This window comes from Bradyrhizobium sp. CSS354, from assembly GCF_029051725.1.
In the GTDB taxonomy this organism is placed as follows: Bacteria; Pseudomonadota; Alphaproteobacteria; order Rhizobiales; family Xanthobacteraceae; genus Bradyrhizobium.
This window is the reverse complement of sequence record NZ_JAACFU010000011.1, coordinates 1-21,718: the sequence shown is the minus strand read 5'-3', so window position 1 is coordinate 21,718 and position 21,718 is coordinate 1. Positions and strand designations below refer to the sequence as shown.

General features: G+C 55.3%; 20 protein-coding genes. 12 read left to right on the top strand and 8 right to left on the bottom strand.

Annotated features, from left to right (window positions below; genetic code table 11):
* Window positions 1-16 precede the first annotated feature (16 nt).
* Entirely contained in the window at window positions 17-817 is an 801-nt protein-coding gene (locus GWG67_RS25150) for a galactosyl transferase (RefSeq protein WP_275172038.1), read from the bottom strand.
* A gap of 463 nt (window positions 818-1,280) precedes the next feature.
* On the opposite strand from GWG67_RS25150, the gene GWG67_RS25145 reads away from it, so the two are divergent.
* Window positions 1,281-2,822 (top strand): lipopolysaccharide biosynthesis protein, encoded by a 1,542-nt coding sequence (locus GWG67_RS25145; protein WP_275172037.1) that lies wholly within the window; start codon window positions 1,281-1,283, stop codon window positions 2,820-2,822.
* A gap of 321 nt (window positions 2,823-3,143) precedes the next feature.
* Window positions 3,144-4,484 (top strand): glycoside hydrolase family 16 protein, encoded by a 1,341-nt coding sequence (locus GWG67_RS25140; protein WP_275172036.1) that lies wholly within the window; start codon window positions 3,144-3,146, stop codon window positions 4,482-4,484.
* Between the two features lie 74 nt (window positions 4,485-4,558).
* On the opposite strand, the gene GWG67_RS25135 is transcribed toward GWG67_RS25140, so the two are convergent.
* From GWG67_RS25135 to GWG67_RS25125, 3 genes are all read right to left on the bottom strand, one after another.
* Window positions 4,559-5,536 (bottom strand): NAD-dependent epimerase/dehydratase family protein, encoded by a 978-nt coding sequence (locus GWG67_RS25135; protein WP_275172035.1) that lies wholly within the window; start codon window positions 5,534-5,536, stop codon window positions 4,559-4,561.
* Window positions 5,533-6,750: a glycosyltransferase family 4 protein gene (locus GWG67_RS25130; protein ID WP_275172034.1), complete on the bottom strand. Its 1,218-nt coding sequence runs from the start codon at window positions 6,748-6,750 to the stop codon at window positions 5,533-5,535. Before GWG67_RS25130 ends, GWG67_RS25135 begins: the two co-directional genes overlap by 4 nt.
* Window positions 6,751-7,616: 866 nt before the next feature.
* Window positions 7,617-8,636, bottom strand: a complete 1,020-nt coding sequence (locus tag GWG67_RS25125; protein WP_275172033.1) for a glycosyltransferase family 2 protein — start codon at window positions 8,634-8,636, stop codon at window positions 7,617-7,619.
* A 139-nt stretch (window positions 8,637-8,775) separates the two neighbouring features.
* Between GWG67_RS25125 and GWG67_RS25120 the strand changes: the two genes are divergently transcribed.
* The 7 genes from GWG67_RS25120 to GWG67_RS25090 all read left to right on the top strand — a co-directional run bounded on the left by GWG67_RS25120 (window position 8,776) and on the right by GWG67_RS25090 (window position 15,799).
* Entirely contained in the window at window positions 8,776-9,741 is a 966-nt protein-coding gene (locus GWG67_RS25120; RefSeq protein ID WP_275172032.1) for a UDP-glucuronic acid decarboxylase family protein, read from the top strand.
* Window position 9,742: 1 nt separating this feature from the next.
* Window positions 9,743-10,744, top strand: a complete 1,002-nt coding sequence (galE, locus tag GWG67_RS25115; protein ID WP_275172031.1) for a UDP-glucose 4-epimerase GalE — start codon at window positions 9,743-9,745, stop codon at window positions 10,742-10,744.
* An 80-nt stretch (window positions 10,745-10,824) separates the two neighbouring features.
* Window positions 10,825-11,877: a glycosyltransferase family 2 protein gene (locus GWG67_RS25110; protein ID WP_275172030.1), complete on the top strand. Its 1,053-nt coding sequence runs from the start codon at window positions 10,825-10,827 to the stop codon at window positions 11,875-11,877.
* Between the two features lie 89 nt (window positions 11,878-11,966).
* Window positions 11,967-12,743, top strand: coding sequence for a methyltransferase domain-containing protein (locus GWG67_RS25105; RefSeq protein WP_275172029.1), 777 nt, complete (start codon window positions 11,967-11,969; stop codon window positions 12,741-12,743).
* Window positions 12,740-13,711 carry a polysaccharide deacetylase family protein gene (locus GWG67_RS25100; RefSeq protein WP_275172028.1) on the top strand — a complete coding sequence of 324 codons (972 nt, stop codon included), beginning with the start codon at window positions 12,740-12,742 and terminating at the stop codon, window positions 13,709-13,711. Before GWG67_RS25105 ends, GWG67_RS25100 begins: the two co-directional genes overlap by 4 nt.
* Window positions 13,708-14,559, top strand: a complete 852-nt coding sequence (locus tag GWG67_RS25095; RefSeq protein ID WP_275172027.1) for an ABC transporter permease — start codon at window positions 13,708-13,710, stop codon at window positions 14,557-14,559. Before GWG67_RS25100 ends, GWG67_RS25095 begins: the two co-directional genes overlap by 4 nt.
* Before the next feature lie 67 nt (window positions 14,560-14,626).
* Window positions 14,627-15,799: a polysaccharide ABC transporter ATP-binding protein gene (locus GWG67_RS25090; protein WP_275172026.1), complete on the top strand. Its 1,173-nt coding sequence runs from the start codon at window positions 14,627-14,629 to the stop codon at window positions 15,797-15,799.
* An 11-nt stretch (window positions 15,800-15,810) separates the two neighbouring features.
* Here GWG67_RS25090 and GWG67_RS25085 read toward each other — a convergent pair whose 3' ends face one another.
* A complete protein-coding gene (locus GWG67_RS25085; protein ID WP_275172025.1) occupies window positions 15,811-16,836 on the bottom strand; it encodes a glycosyltransferase family 2 protein in 1,026 nt (341 codons plus the stop codon).
* A gap of 94 nt (window positions 16,837-16,930) precedes the next feature.
* Window positions 16,931-17,932, bottom strand: a complete 1,002-nt coding sequence (locus GWG67_RS25080) for a glycosyltransferase family A protein (RefSeq protein WP_275172024.1) — start codon at window positions 17,930-17,932, stop codon at window positions 16,931-16,933.
* 230 nt (window positions 17,933-18,162) lie between these two features.
* Here GWG67_RS25080 and GWG67_RS25075 point away from each other — a divergent pair, with 230 nt between their 5' ends.
* The 3 genes from GWG67_RS25075 to GWG67_RS25065 all read left to right on the top strand — a co-directional run bounded on the left by GWG67_RS25075 (window position 18,163) and on the right by GWG67_RS25065 (window position 20,574).
* Window positions 18,163-19,080: a glycosyltransferase gene (locus GWG67_RS25075; RefSeq protein WP_275172023.1), complete on the top strand. Its 918-nt coding sequence runs from the start codon at window positions 18,163-18,165 to the stop codon at window positions 19,078-19,080.
* A gap of 23 nt (window positions 19,081-19,103) precedes the next feature.
* Complete coding sequence (gene galE, locus GWG67_RS25070; protein WP_275172022.1) at window positions 19,104-20,081, top strand: UDP-glucose 4-epimerase GalE; 978 nt, start codon at window positions 19,104-19,106, stop codon at window positions 20,079-20,081.
* 112 nt (window positions 20,082-20,193) lie between these two features.
* Window positions 20,194-20,574 (top strand): hypothetical protein, encoded by a 381-nt coding sequence (locus GWG67_RS25065; protein ID WP_275172021.1) that lies wholly within the window; start codon window positions 20,194-20,196, stop codon window positions 20,572-20,574.
* Window positions 20,575-20,611: 37 nt separating this feature from the next.
* Here the strand turns inward: GWG67_RS25065 and GWG67_RS25060 are convergent, their stop codons facing one another.
* Both GWG67_RS25060 and GWG67_RS25055 read right to left on the bottom strand, forming a co-directional pair.
* Window positions 20,612-20,854, bottom strand: a complete 243-nt coding sequence (locus GWG67_RS25060; RefSeq protein ID WP_275172020.1) for a hypothetical protein — start codon at window positions 20,852-20,854, stop codon at window positions 20,612-20,614.
* 71 nt (window positions 20,855-20,925) lie between these two features.
* Window positions 20,926-21,718 (bottom strand): hypothetical protein (locus tag GWG67_RS25055; RefSeq protein WP_275172019.1); only part of this gene is annotated, 793 nt, incomplete at its 5' end.

Here is a 21,718-nt window from a genome sequence, read left to right as displayed (position 1 = left end):
GCGCCCTTAAGAACTCTTAGCAACCGAAAAACTCGGCCCGCGTTGATGAAGTGACCCATCTTGTCGCCAGGGCGGCCTGCATCACGCGTAATGGATTTCGGAGGGTTTTCCTGTTAGCTATGAATGTTCTGAACAGTCCACCAGATTTGCTGTGAGCTCCGGCGTGGCCGACTCTGTATACGGCGCCTGCAAAAGGTAGCGGTGAAAGGGGGGTGCCGCTATCGGCGAGTTTTTTCGCTATGGATATGTGGCTGCCAAGCATTAGCTTTACATAGTCGCTAGTTTCTGAGGCCCTCAGAGCTTCGTAGTCGAATAGGTCCGCTCGAACGATGTGCGATGTCCCGCACATCAGGAAGAACCTCTCTATTAAGATCACAATCGGGCTCTCTTCGCTCCAGACATAGCCTCGCTCAATATACCAACCATTATGAGTCGAATGCTTCTCGGCATGCTCGGCAAGCCTCGCGCTAACAAAATCGTCATCATCGACTATCATAAAGAAAGTCGTTTTTTGGGCGGCAAGTATTCCGGCTCTGACGCGTCTTCCCTTGTCAAGCCTGAAAAAATGATGAAGTTGTTCAACGTCTTCGCCGGCAATTCGATCGTGCTTTGGGTTCGGAGGGTAATCGACCCACTCGACCGAAAACCGTTCCGGCAATGGCGGCAGGTCGGACCCGATGTTCGCAATGATAATTGCCTGCCAATTATGCGTTGTCTGGTTCGCTATCGAGCTCATCGTTTGAGCTAGCCTATTTTTTAGTGCATCCCAGTTCCTTGCGTTTTTTGGATGGCGAACAGGAATGATAAAAGTCAGCATTCAGAAGCCTTTTACGTCTCTTCGGCGGCAGATATTAGCGCGCTTACGTGTGACAGATGATGGTGGCGATCGGAAGCGATTATGGAGTCCGCAGCCTCATTATCGGCACAATACTACAATGAAGCGATATCACAGTCTAGATATCCCAATGCAGCGCTTATAGCTGTCGCGCCGCTTTGTTTGAGCTGCAATCGTTGGGCGTGTGCGCCGCTTGAAGAAGGTTCATGACAATTGGCGAGAGGCGTTCCGCAAAATAGATCAAGCCGAGTGAATAGGGCGGACATCGCAAAGGCGGAACTCTCGTCAACTCCTGCCGATTGTTTCTTGATCCGTTTTCGCATGCGGCTTAATCATCCTGCTGAACGGCAACTGTCCTTGCGCGGCCGCGCCATGGAGGTGGTCGAGATCGAAGCATTCTCAGCGCATGCCTTCGACCAAACTCCGCGCTGAAAGGAAATGTCGGATGACCGATCTGAAGCCGCCCCCATCCGGCGGTCACGCTGCTCGCGCGATTAAAGGTGTGTTTTGGTCCACGATCACGGCTGTCGTCCCAAGCGGCACGAATTTTTTCGTTTTTTTGATGATTTCACGGTATGTCGGCCCGGTTGAATATGGGCTGGTGGCGCTCACTGTGGGAGTGGTCTCTCTTGCAGGAGTGCTGGTGCCTTATGGCTTTTCCGAAGCAATCGTTCAGAGGACTGCGATCGATCGGCGCCATCTGGATTCGGTATTCTGGATTTTGCTAGTTTGTGCGCTTTTGGCCTATTTAGCGCTGTTTGCAAGCAAGGACTTGGTAGCCAATCTCGCCGGTTCGGAACTAGTTTCCCATTTGCTGCCCATTGTCGGTCTGAAACTGTTTTGCGATGCAGCTGCCATGGTTCCGCAGGCGGTCATTACGCGGAGCATGTCGTTTGAATTGCTCACCTATCGTACGTTGCTAGCCACGCTGGTCTCTGCTGTTCTTACCATCTCGCTGCTGTTCGCTGGGTATAACATCTGGGCTCTTGTGATTGCTCAGCTGTCATCCTCAGCGACAGCGATGGTCGCTGCGATGTGGGGTGCAAGATATCGACCCGCGTGGTCTATCGATATTGGATCCCTACGCTCACTTGCTCGTTACGGCGCTTTTTCGTCCGGGACGCGCGCGATTCAAGCGCTGACCACTCAAGCCGATCCTGCAATCATCGGTTTCTCCCTCGGGCCTGCTCAGGCCGGCATATACGCGTTCTCGCGGAACATTTTCCAGATCATGGTGGGTGTCGTGGCGACGCCCCTCGGCGTCGTCGCTCATCCGATGTTTTCCTCGATTCAAACTGAACTGGATCGTATACGGAAAGGATTTTTGACTGCGACATTTCTTTCGTCAGCGATTTCCTTTCCGATGTTTGTCGGCTTCGCCATGGTAGCCGATCTCGCAGTGCCGATGATTTTCGGTCCGAAATGGATCGAGACTGTTTTGCCAATACGCATCTACTGTGCGCTCGGATTGATGGCCTGCATAGGTGTTATTCAAAGCAGTTTGATCAATAGCCGCGGTTTTCCAAATTGGTGGTTTTACTATCAATTGTTCGCGGGCGTGCTGACGCTGAGTATCCTGGCGCTGTCGTCTCAACTCGGCCTGACGATGGTCTTGGTTTTGCTATTTGCTTCCACGCTTGCGCGGTGGCCTTTTGCAGTTGTTAAGTCCGCGCGCCTCGCGTCGCTGAGTGTTATGGATTATTTGGCGGTGTTCGCGGGGCCAACTGCCGGCTGCATGACAATGGCATTCGTCGTGATCGGCGCTAAGCTGCTATGCAGCGCCTTTCCTCCGCCCTTCCAATTGGCGATTTCAGTGCTTGTCGGTGCCCCGACTTATGTCGCGACTGTAGTCCTTTGCTCTCGAAATTATGCGGAAGAGATCATGCGCCTCCTTATCCGAAGGTCTGTTCCGCCTGCAGAAACTACGCGCAATCAACTCACCGAGGACATCGCATCTTCGCGATGTGTGGGCAATTCGGACATGTGACCCTGTTTGTCCAGTCCCGATCGCGAAGTCCAATCGAGATCGCAATTTTTTGATCCGTTTGGCGGGAGCTCTTCTCACTTCTAATGGACAATTCTGGAATTTCGCGGCCTTATATTCGTCCCCGTCTCGTTACCAGCGAGACCTAACCCGATAGACATTTTCTTTAGAATCTATCTCACTCCGCCGATAGTTGCGGCCTAGCGCGCAGCAAAATATCAGCTTCGGCCCTGCGCGCCTACTCGGCGTACGGAGGCACTTAGATGCAGGGTTACAGGCTAATATAGCTTGTGCAGGGTGACGAGAAGGCATTGGAGTCTCAGAATGTGTGGTATTCGAAAAATCCTGCTCTGCGGCTCGCTAGTTGTCTCGGCGCTGCTGCCTATAAGGTCAGCGATGGCAGCGGGCTGGGAACTGGTGTTCTCCGACGAATTCATTGGCGATCAACTCGATCGGAATAAGTGGGCCACCCGTTTTCTCTATAGCAACGAGACGATGGATCATTTCAACGACGAGAAGCAACGCTACGGCGACAATCACGTGTTGTCGGACGGGGTATTAAGATTAGTTGCAAAAAAAAAGGAAGGTTCTGATCTGTTCGAGTCGGCAATGATCCGAAGTCACCGCACCTTCTACTACGGCTACTATGAAGCGCGGGTATTTCTGCCCAATGCTAACGGGGTTTGGCCGGCATTCTGGCTTGAGGCTGACTACGATCTTGATGGCAAGACCTGGCATCCGCCGGAAATCGATATTTTCGAATTTGTCATCAACGGTGTGGAAGATAAAGCCAATTCTCTGCACTCGAACGTGGTGGGACCATTTGACCCGAAACTCTACACTTACGTCGACCGGTCGTTCGACCTAAGGTTCAAGAACATGTATACCAGCTACGATCTGAATCTTGACTGGCATATCGCAGGTTTTGTTTGGTCCCCGGACAAAATCTCGCTGTTCTGGGACGGCAAGCTCATCTACACGCGGAAGTATCAGTGGCTGCGCAAGGATGGCCAGTTGGGACCGCCGGCTCACGTTGATCTTAACTTCGCTGTCGGCGGCGCCGGATGGGCGGGACGGCATGGGATCGATGACACGGCTTTTCCCCAGGCGTTCAAGATAGACTACGTCCGTGTTTGCCAGTTCACGGAATCGGACACGGGCGCGCGCCAGTGCGGTCCCGGTACAGTGACGCCGGACCCGAAGCAATTCGGATACACCACGACCATCAACGATATGGCGAAGCCGACATTTAGGGAGGTCGAAAACGTCGCGGGCCGACGACCAGCCGCGGGTGTAGCGATGCTCGGGAGAGGCGAGCCTGTGAGGATCGAAGTTCCAATCGAGCTTCCGCAGGATTATCCGTCGAACAGACTGCTCCACGTTTCTTTCTTTGATGAGACGACGAAAGCAAGCCTACCTTACACGCGTGTCAAACTAGATAGCGTGCTGAAGAAGCGTCCTGACGGCACGAGCGTTGCAGAATTGACGTTGCCATCGATTAGCCGGACGGGTTCATACACCTTGTCTGCGAGGCTGCTGTCGGAGGTACCTACCGACGCCGCTGGCAAGAAGGACTTGTTGCCCGCCCCTGTTGCATGCAGCACAGCCATCAACCAGCCGGAAAGAGCGCTGTCCTGCCGTCTCGTCTCACTGACAGTACATTGAGGCTGCGTGGTCGCTGCGGCTTAATCCAGAGGCTTCTTGCCGCAGCGTTTCTCTGCGGCAAGAAAAGATTGGCATTAGGCCGCGACCCGGTTCCGGTGCACCTGCCGCTCGATCCACTGATAGGTCTTCTCGAGGCCCGAGCGCAGCGTCGCTGAAGGTTTCCAGCCGAGCTTCTGCTCGATCAGCCGATTGTCCGAGTTGCGGCCGCGCACGCCGAGCGGTCCGGGGATGTGCTTCTTGTGAATTCGCTTCCCGGCGATATCGGCGACGATGTCCACGAGCTGATTGATGGTGACCATCTCCTCCGACCCGACATTGACCGGCCCTTCGAACTCCGACCGCGTCAGGCGGATCGAGCCCTCGAGGCATTCGTCGATGTAGAGGAAGGAGCGGGTCTGGGTGCCGTCGCCCCAGATCTCCACATCGCCGCCATTGGTGGCCTGCGCGACCTTGCGGCAGACCGCAGCGGGCGCCTTCTCCTTGCCGCCATCCCAAGTGCCCTCGGGGCCGAAGATGTTGTGATAGCGGGCGACGCGATTGCGCATGCCGTGATTGCGGTTATAGGCGAGATAGAGCCGTTCGGAGAACAGCTTTTCCCAACCATATTCGCTGTCTGGATTGGCGGGGTAGGCCGAATCCTCGGCGCAGTTTGGATTGTTGGGATCCGTCTGGTTGTGCTCCGGATACATGCAGGCGGAGGAGGAATAGAACACGCCGAGCATGTTCCGCTTCTGGCAGGCATCGAGCATGTTCAGGTTGATAGTTGCCGAGTTATGCATCACGTCGGCGTCATGCTCGCCGGTAAAAATGTAGCCGGCTCCGCCCATATCCGCGGCGAGCTGATAGACCTCGTCGAACCTGCGGTCCGTGATTTGGCGGCAGAAGGACTGGTCGCGGAGATCGCCGACGGCGAAATCGTCGGCTTCGGTCTCGGCAAATGGCGGGAATTTCAGATCCACACCGCGGACCCAGAAACCTTCGCGCTTGAGCCGTTTGACGAGGTGCCCGCCGATGAAACCACCTGCACCGCAAACCAGGGCAGTCTTAGTCATGAAGTTCCCTTTCTCGAGTTTCTAGCAAGATAAGCATATTCAAACACCTCTTCAAACTGATCAGTCACCCGCTTTATATCGTAATTGTTCAAAGCAAATTTCCTACCACGTTCCGCGGCTCCGCCGCGCAGAGCATCGTCTTTCATCAATTGCATCGCGCAATGCAAAAAACCTCCCTTGTCGGTTGGATCGACCACAAGTCCCGCTCCGTTCTTGCGCACCACTATGGAAGCGAGATTCTCGGCTGGGGCTGCCAACAATACCGCACGTTGGGCGCAGAAATATGACTGCACCTTCGAGGGAACAGAAAACATGCCGGCATCTGGTTCAATTGTCGCAACCGTCACGTCGGACGTTGCAAGAACTTTGGGCAGATCAGCGAACGATTGCAGCGGCAATAGGATCAGATTGTCGATCGATTGCTCGTTTTTTGCGCGCTCAAGCTCGGAGACGCCCACGCCTTGGCTCACGACGACAACATTTGCCTGGCCCTTTACCTGCTTGGCAAGTTCAATGAGTAGCTGAGGATTGTGTTTCAGCGCGAGCGTGCCCGAATAAAGGAAGTTGAATGTGTCGGAAAGGCCATGACGAAGTGCCCAATCATTGTCCTTTTTCAACGGAGAAATCTCGTCCAACGCGCCCCAGTTCTCGATCGTGAAGACCTTGTCCTTGGTTTTGACCCATTTCTTGACGATCTCAGCGAAGGGATCGGTGATGACAACGATCGCATCGGATTGGACAAACTGGCCGCGCTCGAGAAAAGAATAATATCCGCCAATTGCGGCGCCGACGGCACCCAACTTTCTTCGCAGCAGCTTGGAAACGGCAATGCTGTAGAAATCCTGAACCCAGAACACGAAGGATGCGCCGCTCTTTCGCGAGGCCTTCACCACCGACGATTGAGCTTCGGTGGGTGTATTTCCCGAGATGACGAGGTCGGGCTTAAGTGACAGAATCACTTTTGCAATGGCTTTGCCATAGGCTACGTCGTCAAACCTCCGCTTGACGAACGAGGCTTTGTCGTACGGGCGCGATAAGGTCACCCCGTTGAAAGATAGACCGACGGGGTCACAGGAGGACCGATGAAGGCGCCCCTTCGGGCCATGGTCGCCCTGGAAATAGGTATGTGTAACCTGATGGCCTCGTGCAGCGAGCTCGCGGCTCAGGTCGACTTGGAAAGGATGGCCGGCATAGTCGTGAACCAGAATTTTCAAGAGGCACCTGCCGGGTATTTGGAATGAACTGCTTCTTCGGAAGTACATGACGCGTCATGCAGCGAATGTCCACTCGTCATTCCTTTACCGCTAATTCGGCGGAATTTTGATTGGAGTAGCAAGCCCGATCTCGCGTTCGACAAACGTCGGGACACTTGTTTTCAGGTGCTGCTTGACACTAGCGAATTTTCAGAATGATGACAAAGGTTTGTACAACATACTGGCGACATGGTTTCGGCCTCGGCGCTTGAGTGGTGACTGCCGCGTTAAGTGGGCGGAGCACGCGATGGTCTTGAGTATTTCGGGTGGTTTGTTGCATCGTTAGCTGCGCTGTCTCCGGCGCTGGCCGATCCGAGGACGATCGCGTGGTTGGCGGGGGGCGAAGGCTGCATTATTCTCTCCCAAATCCCGAATTCGCCGCGAGGTCGGGGTCTTGGAGATGCGGGAAACATAAGCTCCACAGAAATCCACAAACCACACCGGCTTCATACAAAGGGCTTCTCAGCTTCGCGTCGGGCGATGTCATGGCGTCTCACGGTGGAGTCGGAGACGAGATGCAAATGGAAATAATTGTTCGAGATCGGCACGACTGCGGTTGGTCTTTGATGCAGGGACTCGGCGATGTGAAGCCAGGTGCTTTCTATGCCTGCAAAGGGGATCGTGCCTTCAGGAACTATTCGAACGTTCGCTCCTTTCCGGCCGGACGTTTATCTCCGGGCCGCCGTAGCGAAATCGGCTGGCGGAAGAGTGATTGCTGAAGCCCGTCGGACCGTTTCTACCTGACCGATAAACTCGCGCCGGAACGGTCGTAACAAGCAGGTCAACATTAGATGGTGCCCGCCCGAACCGCTCGCTCGGATGTCCATCTAATTATACGGTCTGGCGTATGGAAACTTGTCAGCGGAGTCTGAAGAATTCGGAAGAAATTTAGCAGTCGCTGAATGATCGTGTCTTCCCAGCCACCGGATTGCACGTCGGATAGAACCGGCCATCAGCCACATGAGCGATGCGAAGCCGGCTATGAATCTTCCCCGTGAGTGATTTGTCAGCAAGCCGATCGCGTCGAAAATCTGGCCGCGATCGATGGCGCGAACAGCAAGCGACCGCGCGAGTATAGCCTCGCCGTGCGCAAAATGGACGGCTAACTCAGGATGAGAGGAGGTGAACTCGGTTTCAACCAGGCGCCTTGATCGCATCATCTGTTCAAAATCGTCCGACATTGAACCTGGTTGGACGCGATATCCAATCAGATACTCAGGTACCATTGCTATTTCATATCGCTCCGCGACTTGCATGTAGAGCTTCCAGTCTTCACAGCCCTGACCTCCGCGGGAGCGGAGCGATTCGTCGAAGCCACCGACAGCGATTATTACATTTCGTCTTATGAGGGCATTGCTGCCGCTGATAACGACGTTGCCGAGACACATTTCCGCGACGATGTTGCCTTCCAGGCGGGTTGGCGGAGCAGACCCCGTGACGTTGCCCGCGGAGTCGATCCAGCAACACCACGCGTATACGAGTGCGGTGTTTGGACCCCCCAGTGCGAATCGTTCCATCTGTCGCGCTAACTTCGTTGGATACCAGAGGTCATCTGCGTCTAGCGTGGCGACGAAATCTCCCTTAGCCTCGGCAATTCCTCGATTGCGAGCCGACGCCACGCCACCATTCTGTTTATGGATGTAGCGAACTCTCGCATCGCTCTGGATGAGCTCTGCCGCGATCGCTTTTGTGTCGTCTGATGATCCGTCGTCGACGATGAGGACTTCGATATTCCGGTAGGTCTGGTTTAGTGCGCTCTTCACAGTTTCGCGAATGGTGCTAGCGGCGTTAAACGCCGGCACGATTACCGAAACGACCTTGTCGGTTACAGGATACGAGGAATGCACGACACTATCTTAATAGTTAACTTGAATTGAACTGTACTATGAGCGGCAATCTCTTAGAGTTTTATCGGTTGACGGATCGCATTGCGACAAGACTAAGACAATAGGGTAAACGTGTTACCATTTCAAAGGGTTAGATTTAGTGGAACGCCATGCTAAGAATATTTTGGTCACCGGCGGCGCGGGATTTCTCGGCTCCCATTTGTGCGAAAAATTAATCCAGGCCGGAAACGATGTTATTTGCGTCGATAATCTCTATACCGGCTCGAAGGAGAACATCCGGGAACTGTTAACCTCATCTCGTTTCGAGTTCTTGAGGCACGATATTACCTTCCTTCTCTACGTTGAGGTGGACCAGATTTTCAATTTGGCGTGCCCTGCCAGTCCGATTCACTACCAACACGATCCCGTCCAGACGACGAAGACGAGCGTTCACGGTTCAATCAACATGCTTGGTCTGGCCAAACGGGTAAACGCGAAAATCCTGCAGGCGTCAACATCGGAAGTCTACGGCGATCCTGAAGTGCACCCCCAAGAAGAATCGTATTGGGGTAGAGTGAACCCGATCGGCCCGCGATCTTGCTACGACGAAGGCAAGCGTTGTGCTGAGACACTGTTCTTTGACTACAGACGTCAGCACAACCTTTCAATTAAGGTGGCACGCATATTCAACACTTATGGTCCGAGAATGCGGCCCAGCGACGGGCGCGTCGTTTCGAACTTCATCGTACAGGCGCTGACGAACCAGCCGATTACGATCTATGGAGATGGCACTCAGACGCGATCATTCTGCTATGTTGATGATCTGATCGATGGGCTTTTGCGCCTGATGGATACGGGGGACGACGTAACCGGGCCGTTTAATTTAGGCAATCCGACTGAGTCCAGTATGATCGAACTCGCTCAACTAGTGATCGAGCTTGTCGGATCGAGTTCCTCCATTGATTTCAAACCGCTTCCAATCGACGATCCGCGACAGCGGCAGCCCAATATCGATCGCGCGCGCCGAACGCTGGGATGGTCTCCCTCCGTCCAACTGCGCGACGGCCTAGCGAAGACGATTGCATATTTCGATGGTTTACTGCGTTCTGAAGGACTCGTGCAGTGAGATGACAAAAACAGTGATTGTTACGGGTGGCGCGGGTTACGTGGGCGCACACTGCGCCAAGGTCTTCGCAAACGCGGGCTGGAATGTAGTAACGATCGACAATCTGTCGCGCGGCTGGCGCGATGCGGTCCGATGGGGCCCTTTGGTCGAATGCGATATTCGCGATTCAAGCACGGTGCGCGGCGCACTGGCGACCTACAAACCCGACCTGGTTGCGCACTTCGCCGCGTTTGCATACGTTGGCGAGTCAGTAACAGAGCCGGCAATTTACTATGAGAATAATGTGGCCGGTACACTCGCCTTGCTTGGATCGATGCGCGAGACCGGATGCTCTCGCATTTTGTTTTCCAGCACATGCGCGAGCTATGGCATTCCCGAGGTTGTGCCGATCGACGAGAACCATCCGCAAGTGCCAATCAACCCCTACGGCTGGAGTAAGATGATCATTGAGCGCATGCTGGAGAACTACAGTAGGGCCTACGGCTTGTCCTCTGTTTGCTTAAGGTACTTTAACGCGGCGGGCTGCGATCCGGACGGTGAAATCGGTGAACACCATGAACCCGAGACGCATGCCATTCCGCTGGTGATCGAAGCTGCCCGAGATCCGGAGCGTCCGTTCACGGTTTTCGGAACAGATTTCCCTACTCCTGATGGAAGCGCGATCAGGGACTATATTCATGTGGTCGATCTCGCAAAGGCACATTTGCTCGCTGGTGAGATGTTGATGAGGCGGGACGGAGCTTTCGTTTACAATCTCGGTACAGGCGTGGGCACCAGCGTGTTTGAGTTAGTGGACACGGTAGCTCGCGTCACCGGCACTGCGCCGGCCCTGCGGTATGGGCCACGCCGAGAAGGGGATCCGCCGAAGCTCGTTGCATCATTCGCAAAGGCTGCGGGAGAGTTGGGTTGGCAGCCGACCAACTCGGATATCAGTTTCATTGTGAAGACCGCGTTGAGGTGGCGCGATCATCATTTTGCCACTCAAAGCGCAACCTTTCGATGAATTGGTTCACCGACCCGACAATGCTCAAGCAGCGGGAGTTTTTGCCGGAGCTTGGCGGAGCATGAGGAGCATACTCTGCCATGTTTCTTGATAGCCTTCGCTCCCTGTTCGGACGCGTAAACAAGATCGATGCCATCCAATTCGGATTGAGGGGGCTGCTATTGCCGTTCCGCGTCCGGCATCTTAGCGGGCCTGCCGATGTTCATTCTGAGCCTCGCGACGTAACAATTATCAGCGTATTGCGAAACGGCGAGCCATGGCTAGAGTCTTTTTTGGCTCATCACAGAGCGATGGGCGTTAAACATTTCGTCATTCTCGACAATGGATCGAGTGATCGTTCGATCGAAGTGCTTGCCAGCCAGGTCGACGTCACGCTGCTGGCGAGCTCTGTTCCCTACCACGCTTATGAAAACACAATGAAGCGCTATCTGGCGGACACTTACTGCCGGGATCGGTGGTGCCTGTGCGTGGACGTGGACGAGCAATTCGACTTCCCTGGGTCTACTAAACTGTGTTTGCCGGCTTTGATAGACTACCTCGACGGACGAGGTTTCAATGCTGTGATCACCCAGATGCTCGATATGTTCAGTGACAGGTCAATCTCTAAGGCGAGCATCCAGCGAGGGATCGATCTACGTTTACAATATCCGTTTTACGACGTGTCAACGATCGATAAGTCGCCTTATACGTTCGGAGAAGTCAGCAACCCCGCGATCATGACCCACTATGGGGGTATCAGGAAGAAAGTCTTCGGAACGAATAATGGTCTAACGAAGGTTTCGTTGTTTCGAATGGACGGAAAGATAAAGCCGTTCGTCGCCTGGCACCATGCGGTGAATGCTAGATTGGCCGACTTTTCCTGCGTTCTTCTCCACTTTCCGTTCATCGACTCCTTTTATGCAAAAGTCGCTGAAGCCGTCACAAGTGGACGATATGGCTATCTGACGAGTGATGAGTATTCAGGTTATTGGGCCGGACTGCAGAGGCTGCCGGGTCTCTGCCTGAAGTTCGAGTCGGCAAGGATGCTGTCGACGGTCGATGAGTTGCTGGAGAATGGTTTCTTGGCTGCGTCGAATGACTATCGGAGTTGGCTGGTCAAGAACACGCCTGCATCGCGTGAGCAAGTACAATAGATGGATACCGTAATGAGCCGCTTGGACCGCCGGTGCATGTTCGAAGACCTCGCTGCGCCAGACGCGCGCCTCGACTTGGGTGGTTGCGTATGACCGCTTTTTTTCCGTTCCGTCGCTTGGGGAGATTTGGTCGCCTACAGCTGCTGCGGCTTGTCGCCCAGACCCCCGCTCCGATCGGGCGGCTGATGCCCCGTCGCTTTTGGACGCCTCCGCCTGGCGGCATTGATTTCGGCGATTTCGGACGGACGGAACCGATCAGCGTCGACTTCGGTTTCGACCGGGGGCTGCCGATCGATCGATACTTTATCGAGCGCTTCCTCGAGCGCAATTCCTCAACTGTCCGCGGCAGGGTGCTCGAAATTGGCGACAATGAATATACGGTTCGGTTCGGCGGCACGCAGGTGGAGAAAAGTGATGTTCTCCATGTCGACGCGACGCATCCGGTCGCTACCATCGTGGGGGATATCTCCGTCCCCGGTACTTTGCCGGATCGAGCGTTCGATTGTATCATCCTCACACAAACGCTGCATCTCATCTTCGACATGCGCGGGGCGCTGGCCGAGCTTGCCAGGGCTCTGAAGCCGGGCGGAACGCTCCTTGTTACGGTGCCAGGAATTTCTCCGGTCGATCGGGGGGCATGGCGACATACCTGGTATTGGTCCTTAACGGAGAATGCACTTGAGCGACTGCTAGCCTCTGTGCTCGCGAAAGAAGATACTGAAGTCGAGACGTTCGGGAACGTATTTGCGGCGACGTGCTTCTTGCAAGGATTATCGCTGCATGAAGTGTCGCCAGCCAAGCTTGACGTGCTCGACAAGTCGTTTCCCGTTATTGTCGCTGCCGCAGCAAAAAGGCCGCTGGAATGACGCTGCAGCCGCTGCGAAAGCTAAAGCAATCGATTGAGCGGCGGATCTTTGGCGCTGATCCGATCATACTGATGTATCACCGTGTCGCGGATATTCCGGTAGACCCTTGGGGGCTGGCGGTGCATCCCGCAAACTTTGAGCAGCAGATCGCGCGACTTAAGCGCTTTCGACGTGTCGTACATCTCTACGAATTGCTTGATCTGGAACGGAGCCGTGCGCCATCGGACAGGCCTCTTGCAGCAGTGACTTTCGACGACGGCTATCATGATGTCTATTCAAACGCCTGGCCGATATTGCAGCGGCTAGATTGCCCGATGACGCTGTTCGTGACGACCGGGATTATCGGTACTGCCAGGGAATTCTGGTGGGATGCTCTTGCGCGAGTCTTTCTTGAACTAGAATATTTGCCGAATAGCCTCACACTTGACGTCGACGGCAAAGAGTGCCACTGGGCGGTGCCGCTGTTCTCAGATTCCGAAGCGCGCAATCGCATCTTCAATGAGGTGTGGGGAGCTTTGCGAGTGCTTCATCACGATGCTCAGTCGCAGCTCCTCGCGAAAATCGGCTCATGGTCGTCCTGCGATCTCACGGTTCGTGAGATGCATCGGGCCATGACGGCTCAAGAGGTTCGCAATATCTCGGGCGATTTGATCACGATTGGGGCCCACACGGTGACGCATCCGAGTTTGCCGCGGCACAGCGCGGACTTTCAGTTCAGGGAGATTGCCGAAAGTCGGCGGGCCTGCGAAGAACTCGCAGGCACTGCGGTGCGGACTTTTGCCTATCCGTTCGGTGATCATAGTGACGCGACGGTGCGAGCGGTTAGACAGGCCGGTTTCGATCTTGCCTGCACGGTGGACGCTCGCTCTGTCGGCCGCAATGCCGCTCCCCTTGCGCTTCCGCGGATCTACGTGGGAAATTGGGAGGCCGACGAGTTTCAGATGAGGATTGAGGATCGCTCGCTATGACGGGAAGTCTAAAGCGAATCACGATCGTCAGGCGTCGGAGCAGCTGGTTCGACCTCGACCTGCGGCGCGCATGGGGACACAGAGATCTTTTATTTCTGTTTGCCCTGCGCGACATCAAGGTTCGGCATAAGCAAACCCTACTTGGCCCCGGCTGGCTGGTCCTTCAGCCTCTCGTGTGGACGGCTGTGTTCACCATCACGGTCAGCGGTGTCGCGGGGGTGTCGACAGCAAATCAGCCCGCACCACTATTCTATCTCTCGGGGCTGATCGTGTGGTCCTATTTCTCTCAGGTCATCTACACTGCGAGCCAGGTCTTCATCCAAAACGAACACCTCTTCAGCAAGGTCTACTTTCCCCGGATCATTGTCCCATTGTCGTCACTGATCTCCAATGCGGTGGCACTCTTGATTCAGTTCTTCGTCGTGCTTGCGTTCCTCATCGTCTTCCAACGACTCGGAAAGGCCGACGGTCTCTCATGGCGCATTGTCGCATTTCCAATGGTCGTGCTGCACCTTGCGGCCTTTTCTCTTGCGATAGGTCTCCTCCTTGGCGCGTCAACCGCCAAGTACCGCGATCTAGCTTTGATGACGCCGTTTTTAGTCCAGGTCTCGATGTTTGTAACCCCGGTACTCTATCCTTTCTCTGCTATTCCAGAGCAGTTTAGGGTACTGGCGAGCTTTGCTAACCCGTTGACAACCATCGTCGAGGAAAGCCGTTGGTGCCTCCTCGGTGACTCGATGCTTACGCCGGGCCAGCTCCTGGCCTCCCTTTTCACGACGTCTGTTGCTCTGGGATGTGGTGTTCTGCTTTACCAGCGCGTTGAGCGCACAGTCATGGATACGATCTGAGATGCAGCATCAGCTAGCAATTGAGGTCGAAGGTCTCTCGAAGCGATATCGGCGAGGGGCTATAGGCGTGACTTCTCTGAAAGAGGAAGTCCTTCGGTTTCTTGATCGCTTTGGAGAGGAGCGGCCAGCACGACCGAGCGGTGAGTTTTACGCGCTCAACAATGTGACGTTCACGGTTCCGGTCGGGAGTGTTTGCGGAATTATCGGGCGCAATGGCTCGGGCAAGACGACGCTTCTGAAGGTGCTGACCTCGATCACGGAGCCCGACCAGGGAGAGGCTCGGCTCAGGGGGCGAGTAGGCAGTCTGCTAGAGGTAGGTGCGGGTTTTCATCCTGAGCTGGACGGAATTGAGAATATCTATCTGAACGGCGCGATCCTCGGAATGAGCAAGTCTGAGATTACATCAAAGCTAGATCGCATCATCCAATTCGCTGACATTGGAGCCGTCATGGAAACGCCCGTCAAGCGCTATTCGTCGGGAATGTATGTCCGCCTCGCCTTCGCGATTGCCGCGTATCTCGAGCCCGATATCCTATTGGTCGATGAAGTTTTGGCGGTCGGTGATGCAGATTTCCAGCGAAAATCGCTTGCCAAGATGAAAGACGCTGCAGGGGAGGGCCGAACTGTTCTGTTTGTCAGTCATAACATGGCAATGGTCCGCCAGCTCTGCGATATGGCCGTCTTTCTGGAGGGCGGACATGTAAAACAAATTGGTCCCTCCTCAGCGGCCATCGATTGCTACCTGAAAGCCTCCACGCCACAATCGGTTCAGGGCGAACGAACTGAGACGGATCATCTTTGGGGAGAGCTCCGTATTGTCGAACCATCGTCCGAGACGGTATGTGCTCATCTCAAGTTCGGAGGAGACTACGATTTTGTGCTTCGGTTAGGGGCTAAGCGACCGTTCAAACGTGGCGTCGCGCAGGTCCGCATATTTGATCAGGAGGGAGTGCTGATCTCATCTCTTGAAAGCCTTGCGGAAGGCGTCGACCAGTTCGACATCTCGGAGACCGTCGAAGTTGTGTTCAACGTACGTTCCCTAGGCTTATTGCCAGGGACATATCTCGCTGGTTATTCACTCTTTGCCTGGGGAGAAGAAGAGCCAAGATTGTCCACGGAAACGTGCCTAAGCTTCGAAGTCATCCCAACAACAGTTAATGATGCATCTTGGCCTTACCTCAGAGAGCATGGCATCGTACGGCTATCTCATTCGGCCAATCTGCGGGCGCCCGGTCCGTAGCTGCGCAAGGCTCAGACGCGACCAGACTGGTTAGTTGGCCTGAAGGGCGTACGGCGATGGAGCAGATGATGTTTCCCGAGGCGCCTAAGGATCCGCTCAAGCAATTCGTAAGGGAACGTGAGAAAGCTGTAGATCACTGGGTGCGCATAACGCCACATCGAGCGATCGATGGCTTCATCGATGCGGGGCTCCGTCACCCCCTTGGATTTCAAGTAGCGTTTGAGCCATGACAGATAGTACAGCCGCACAACTCCGTACTGCCCCTCGCGGCGCACCGTTGTGAGACAGGAGGCTCTGTGCTGTCGGTACATCAGCCAGACCTCGCTGGAGAAGAAAACGGATGCTTCCAAGTAGAGCTTGGAGAAGCATCCCTGGTCTTCATAGGCTTGTTTTTCGCCCGTAAAGTGCTCCTCAAATCCCCCGATGCGCGCGAGGACGTCGGCCCGGATCATGACGTCGGAGGGACATGGTGCGTCTGCCTTCCCGAGTGGGTAAAGCGCAAGCAGGGCCTCCGGCTGCGGAACCGGGCGGTCGAAAACGTGTCCTGTCGGGATCAGGAAATCGTGGTCTCCCGTCCAGCTGCCCCAATAAAGTACCGCGCCGCACACCATACCAAGCTCGGGATGCTTCCGCATGATCCCCACTTGATCGACCAGCTTGTTAGGCTTCCAAACGTCGTCCGAATCGATGAACGAGATCAATTCTCCACGGGCTATCCCGATTCCGAGGTTCCTGGTCGCGCTCATTCCACGATTTACGTGCCCGGCGTGTTCCAGATATCGAATCTTCCGGGGAAATCGGTTCGCGTAGTCCAAGGCCATTCCTGTGCTCTTGTCGGTTGACCCGTCGTCAACGAGCAAAAGCTCCCAGTTGGAATAGGTTTGAGCTATGACGCTTTCAACCGCCTCCGCCATGAAAGTCTCGGCGTTTAGGAAAATCATAATAACAGAGACGAGGGGATCAGGTCGCTCTGCTGTCTCGCTGGTTGGATGCCCCGAACTCATCTCGTGCCGAATGCCATTGGAAATGGAAAGCATACACCGATCGAAGCCTCATAATACGATTTGCAACGGCAATTAGCCTGTGCTTGGTAAATTTTGTGCACCGCAAGGACTTCCCGACGCAGCGAATCTATCCGCTTAGGTTGCAAATTGGGCACTGCTCGTCCGGGTCAACCACCCCAAAGGGGCGACCATGCCGTGAGACGCTCGCGTCTAGGTGGCGGCCCCGCCGCGGCGTCCTAAGAAGCCGGCGGGCCATATCGCTCAATGAGTTGAACCTTGGCTGTCCCTTCTGTGAACCACGCGCCATTGCCGCAAGCGTCTGATGGATCGCGTTCGCCCCGCCGGTCGCGTGACGCATGCCGGAGATGTAGATATCGAAATCGCGGCGGGATTGCGCAAATAGACCTTGGGGGGCAGTGGGGCGGCTTGTCCGGGCATAACTCATCGTCAGCTCGTACGACCGCGTCATTTGCCGCACGTTTCTAGACATCGCCCGGGGGAGCTGACGGTATCCGACCAAGAAGGCCGGTGATAGCACGGCGCGCGCGCGCTCGGCGATCTGCAGGTACAGGAGCCAATCCTCGCATCCTTGAGCATCGGCTGCGCGTAGGCGAGGGTCCCAACCGCCGATCTGTTCAAGGAGTGCCCTTCGTATGAGCGGAACGCTAGAATTGCCGATGAAGTTGCCAAGGACCAGGGGATGGTAAATATCGCCTTCGAAGCGGCTTGCGTAGCAGCGGGTGATGATCGAGTCCGCGTCTACGTCGACAAACCAGCAATAGTCGAATCCGACGTCAACGGGCGCTTTGCGCAGATTGGCGACTTGTCGTTCGATTTTGTACGGATGCCAAAGATCGTCGGCGTCCAGCGGGGCGATCAGGGAGCCTTTGGAACTCGCAAGAGCCGTATTTCGAGCAACTGCAACGCCGGCATTCGACTGACGTATCAGGAGTATCCGGGGATCTTGACGACCGAACTGAGACACAATGTCTGCGGTGTCGTCGGTGGATCCGTCGTCGACCACGATGATCTCGAGGTCGCCGTAGGTCTGCTGCTGCACAGTCCTGAGCGTTTCGGCAATCGTTTGCCGTGCATTGTATGCAGGAATAAGAACGCTGACCAGTGCCATCGTGGCAGCCCTTTTAGCAGATCCCGTCGGGAACATCCAAATTATCCAAAACGTCCCCGTACCGTCCTGCCCAGGTGCCGTTAAGCTAACGGGCGAAGCCAAGTGGTCAGGTCCCGGTTTTCCAGCTATGTGTAGCCAGGAAACGCATCCAATATTAATTTTATTTCGGGAACTGGCCGCTGAGAGATGCTGGCTCGTGAACCCAATCGACCCAGCCCTTGAAGAGTTCTATGACAGGTTCAATCGCACTCGTAATCAATACGTATCAGCAGGCTCATTTTCTCTCCGCGTCAATCGAAAGCGGATTTGCCCAGACCGTGCCATTTGATGAGATCATCGTCGTGGACGACGGATCAACGGACAATCCGGCGTCAGTTGTGGCCCGTTACCCAGGCGTTAGGTTAGTCACACAACCCAATGCTGGACTTGGGGCGGCGCGCAACACTGGGCTCAAGGCGTGTTCATCGTCGTACATCGTCTTCCTGGATGCGGATGATCTGTTGATGCCGAATGCGGCTCGCGCCGGCCTGACCTGCCATGCTCTTAACCCGCCCGCAGGTCTAGTCTATGGCGCGCACCGCCGCATCGGAACTCAAGGAGAGCCGCTCGGGGGAGACGTTTACTCGGAAATGGGGATCGACTCCTTCCGCACCTTTTTGACGGGTAATGTCATAGGGATGCATGCAACTGTAGTTTACGACCGGCTGAAATTGTGTGACATCGGGGCGTTTGATGCGTCCTTGCCGCGTTGTGAGGATTATGACGTCTATTTCCGCATGGCTAGGAAGCATCCGGTTCGTTCTCACTCCGAGGTCGTTGCACTCTATCGTTGGCACGGGCAGAACATGTCCGCAGATCCGTCCGTCATGCTGAAATGGGTGCTCTGTATTAATGATCGCCAAAGAGCCCTCACGGCCGGCACCGTGCTGGAGGATGAACGTCTCCTCGGACGGCGAGTGTGGGTCAGATATTACAAGGATGAGATGGTGAGTGACCTCGTACGCGATTATCAAGCGCAAAAAGCGCTTGTCTCCGTCACGCGGAACCTGCGCTTCGCTATGATCGCCACGTTCGAAGTCGGACGATGGTTTATCCATCGGCTCGAACGCGTATACCGGCGCCGGGCAAAATCGCCTCCCTGCAATTGACGCGCTGCGGACGGGCATCCCACATGGCAACCTTGGTGACTGGGGGGGCAGGCTATATCGGCAGCCAAACGGTCCTTGACCTGGTTGACGCCGGCGAAACCGTTGTTGTTCTCGACGATCTCTCCACCGGGTTCGAAGCCGCCGTTTCATCAAGTTCTGAGCTGGTTATTGGAGATGTGGGCGACGCGTCTCTGGTATCCCGCCTCATCGTCGAGCACAACATCGATGCAATCATCCACTTCGCCGGATCGATAGTCGTTCCCGAATCGATGGCGAATCCGCTTCGTTATTATTTGAACAATGCAAGCAAGACGCGAACCCTGATCGAGGCCGCCGTCGCGTGCCGTGTACCGCATTTTATCTTTTCTTCGACCGCGGCGGTTTATAGCTCGGAGGGATCGCTCCCCGTCAAGGAAGGCGATCCACGTCTGCCGCAGTCACCTTATGGACGATCCAAGCTGATGTCGGAGTGGATGCTGGAAGATGTTTCCAGAGTGCATCCAATCAGCTACGCGGTCCTGCGATACTTCAATGTAGCGGGAGCCGATCCGCAGAGAGGCATCGGACAGTCGACGCGAGGCGCTAGTCACCTGATCAAGGCGGCAAGCGAGGCAGCGATTGGTAAAAGGCCGTTCGTCGAGGTATTCGGGACTGACTATCCCACTTCAGATGGGACCTGCGTCCGGGACTATATCCATGTTAAGGATCTAGCTGACGCTCACCGACTTGCGTTGGCACGTCTAAGAAATGGTGGAGGAAATATAATTGCGAATTGCGGCTATGGCCGCGGCTATTCTGTGCTGGAGGTCCTAAACGCCGTTGAACAGATATCAGGTAAGAAGTTCGACATTCGCAAGGCGGCACGGCGGCCAGGTGATCCGGCTAGAGTCATCGCAGATCCCAGCGTGGCAATCTCGCAACTAGACTGGAGACCAAAGTTCGACAGTCTGGAGGCGATCATCGGGAGTGCATTGGAGTGGGAGCTTGCACGATCATACTAATCACCAGGAGTATTTTTGACAGACGAAGCGTGGCCGAGGTGATGCAGTTCCAGATCCGACCACGTCATCCATCGCGCAGTGGACCGGTGCAGATCAGCCCAAGAAGCATTTCATGACCCCACTTATCCGATTGAGAGTAGGTGTGTTTCTAATCCAGACAATGATGGGGGCGCCGACCGAAGTCTCTGCAGGGGGCGTGTGCATCCTCCACCCGCAGCCATTCAAGCTGCGATCTGACACTGTGCGCTGGTCAATGACGTTGAAATCCGGCGCCCAATGCATCCAAGGGCTGCGCTGGTCGACATTGATGATCGACAAGATAGCAATCGTCGAAGTGCCGAAATCGGGTCGTTTAGTTCTGGGTGGCCCATCGTTCCGCTATATCGCCGACCTAATTGAAAAAGGCTCCGATCATTTCGCCTTATCGATCAGCGGCAGCTCGCTTGGCGCTAATGGAACGTCCGTGATCGAAGTGGAAGTCAAGCTGGAGTGAAGTTGGCCCAGACCACCATTCACGATCTCTGAGCTATCTAGCGCGGCACGTTGGTTCGGTTGCTGTTGGCGTTGGGATTCGACGAAGCCGCGGGCGGCACTCCCTGGCCAATCGGGTTCTGAAACGGATTGTTGCTGGGCTGCGTCGCCACCGGCGGTCGGGTTCCAGCTGTAGAGCCTTGTGTTCGGACTGACGTGTTCTTCTGCTGCGTCCCTTGGGCAAAGGCCGGTGCGGCGAGAGATAAAATAAGCGGCAAGATCGCAAATAGTTTCGGTTTCATCGGAACCTCCCTCGTTTGGGCCGTAAATCGTCCCACACAGAGCTAGGCATCGGCGGGCATATTTGAAAGAGCTACGGCTTCTTGCAAGCCGAATAAAAGGTGCCGTTTGTAGTGACAACCCGCTCTATGCACTGCCTGGAATCGGCAATCTCGCCAGCGACGCTGAAGTAGTAGGCCTGGTTCTTGAGGATAAGCGCGTAATTGCCCGGAGGGAGCTCCAGCCCCGGATCCTCACTGTGGACCTCGTACATCTCGGAGTTCTCAGGCACCGGAGAAACCCGGTATGAATACGAGAAATTTCTGATGACCCAGACATCATCTTCGCCGGGCCGTTTTCCAGCAGCTTCGCTGGAAAATTCGCGTGTGATCTTTGCGATCACGCGCACCTCGGCTCGCTCGAATATATTCGTCGCCACATCGCGCCGAAACACCAGGAACTTGGGGTGTCCATTCGGGAGGCTTGCACTCCTGGGAAGCTTGAACGCAGCCGAAACAGCGATCCGGATGTCAGGCGGGCGTCCGGGCAGCAGCTGCAATTCAGTTAATGAGCTATCGCCAACCGCGTAGATGCCGTACTCTCTCGGCAGCAGCGAACCTGGTTGCGGCGTAGGCGGGTTCGGCGGTAAGTTCGCGCTCGGCGAGGGCCCAGGTTGTTCCGGCGACGTCGATTTTCCATAGCTGTGAACGGCCTTTCCAAGCGAGTCCAACCGCTCGCGTTGAGAGACTACCGCAACAAACAATGCAGCAATCAAAAGTACGCCCCCGGAGCGCTTGGCGGCGGTCCAGAAAAGGCGATGCCGGCGTTCAGCAACGGATTCGAGCCCGACCCCGGCGGCCAAAGGGGTGGGGCGAGGGGAATACGGG

Excerpts from the sequence above, each read along its gene's own strand:
- GWG67_RS25095 (WP_275172027.1), top strand. The coding sequence starts at position 13,708 with ATGACGGGAAGTCTAAAGCGAATCACGATCGTCAGGCGTCGGAGCAGC.
- GWG67_RS25075 (WP_275172023.1), top strand. The coding sequence starts at position 18,163 with ATGACAGGTTCAATCGCACTCGTAATCAATACGTATCAGCAGGCTCAT.
- GWG67_RS25100 (WP_275172028.1), top strand. The coding sequence starts at position 12,740 with ATGACGCTGCAGCCGCTGCGAAAGCTAAAGCAATCGATTGAGCGGCGG.
- GWG67_RS25140 (WP_275172036.1), top strand. The coding sequence starts at position 3,144 with ATGTGTGGTATTCGAAAAATCCTGCTCTGCGGCTCGCTAGTTGTCTCG.
- GWG67_RS25110 (WP_275172030.1), top strand. The coding sequence starts at position 10,825 with ATGTTTCTTGATAGCCTTCGCTCCCTGTTCGGACGCGTAAACAAGATC.
- GWG67_RS25060 (WP_275172020.1), bottom strand. The coding sequence starts at position 20,854 with ATGAAACCGAAACTATTTGCGATCTTGCCGCTTATTTTATCTCTCGCC.
- galE (WP_275172022.1), top strand. The coding sequence starts at position 19,104 with ATGGCAACCTTGGTGACTGGGGGGGCAGGCTATATCGGCAGCCAAACG.
- GWG67_RS25135 (WP_275172035.1), bottom strand. The coding sequence starts at position 5,536 with ATGACTAAGACTGCCCTGGTTTGCGGTGCAGGTGGTTTCATCGGCGGG.
- GWG67_RS25105 (WP_275172029.1), top strand. The coding sequence starts at position 11,967 with ATGACCGCTTTTTTTCCGTTCCGTCGCTTGGGGAGATTTGGTCGCCTA.
- GWG67_RS25085 (WP_275172025.1), bottom strand. The coding sequence starts at position 16,836 with ATGCTTTCCATTTCCAATGGCATTCGGCACGAGATGAGTTCGGGGCAT.
- GWG67_RS25145 (WP_275172037.1), top strand. The coding sequence starts at position 1,281 with ATGACCGATCTGAAGCCGCCCCCATCCGGCGGTCACGCTGCTCGCGCG.
- GWG67_RS25150 (WP_275172038.1), bottom strand. The coding sequence starts at position 817 with ATGCTGACTTTTATCATTCCTGTTCGCCATCCAAAAAACGCAAGGAAC.
- GWG67_RS25080 (WP_275172024.1), bottom strand. The coding sequence starts at position 17,932 with ATGGCACTGGTCAGCGTTCTTATTCCTGCATACAATGCACGGCAAACG.
- galE (WP_275172031.1), top strand. The coding sequence starts at position 9,743 with ATGACAAAAACAGTGATTGTTACGGGTGGCGCGGGTTACGTGGGCGCA.
- GWG67_RS25065 (WP_275172021.1), top strand. The coding sequence starts at position 20,194 with ATGACCCCACTTATCCGATTGAGAGTAGGTGTGTTTCTAATCCAGACA.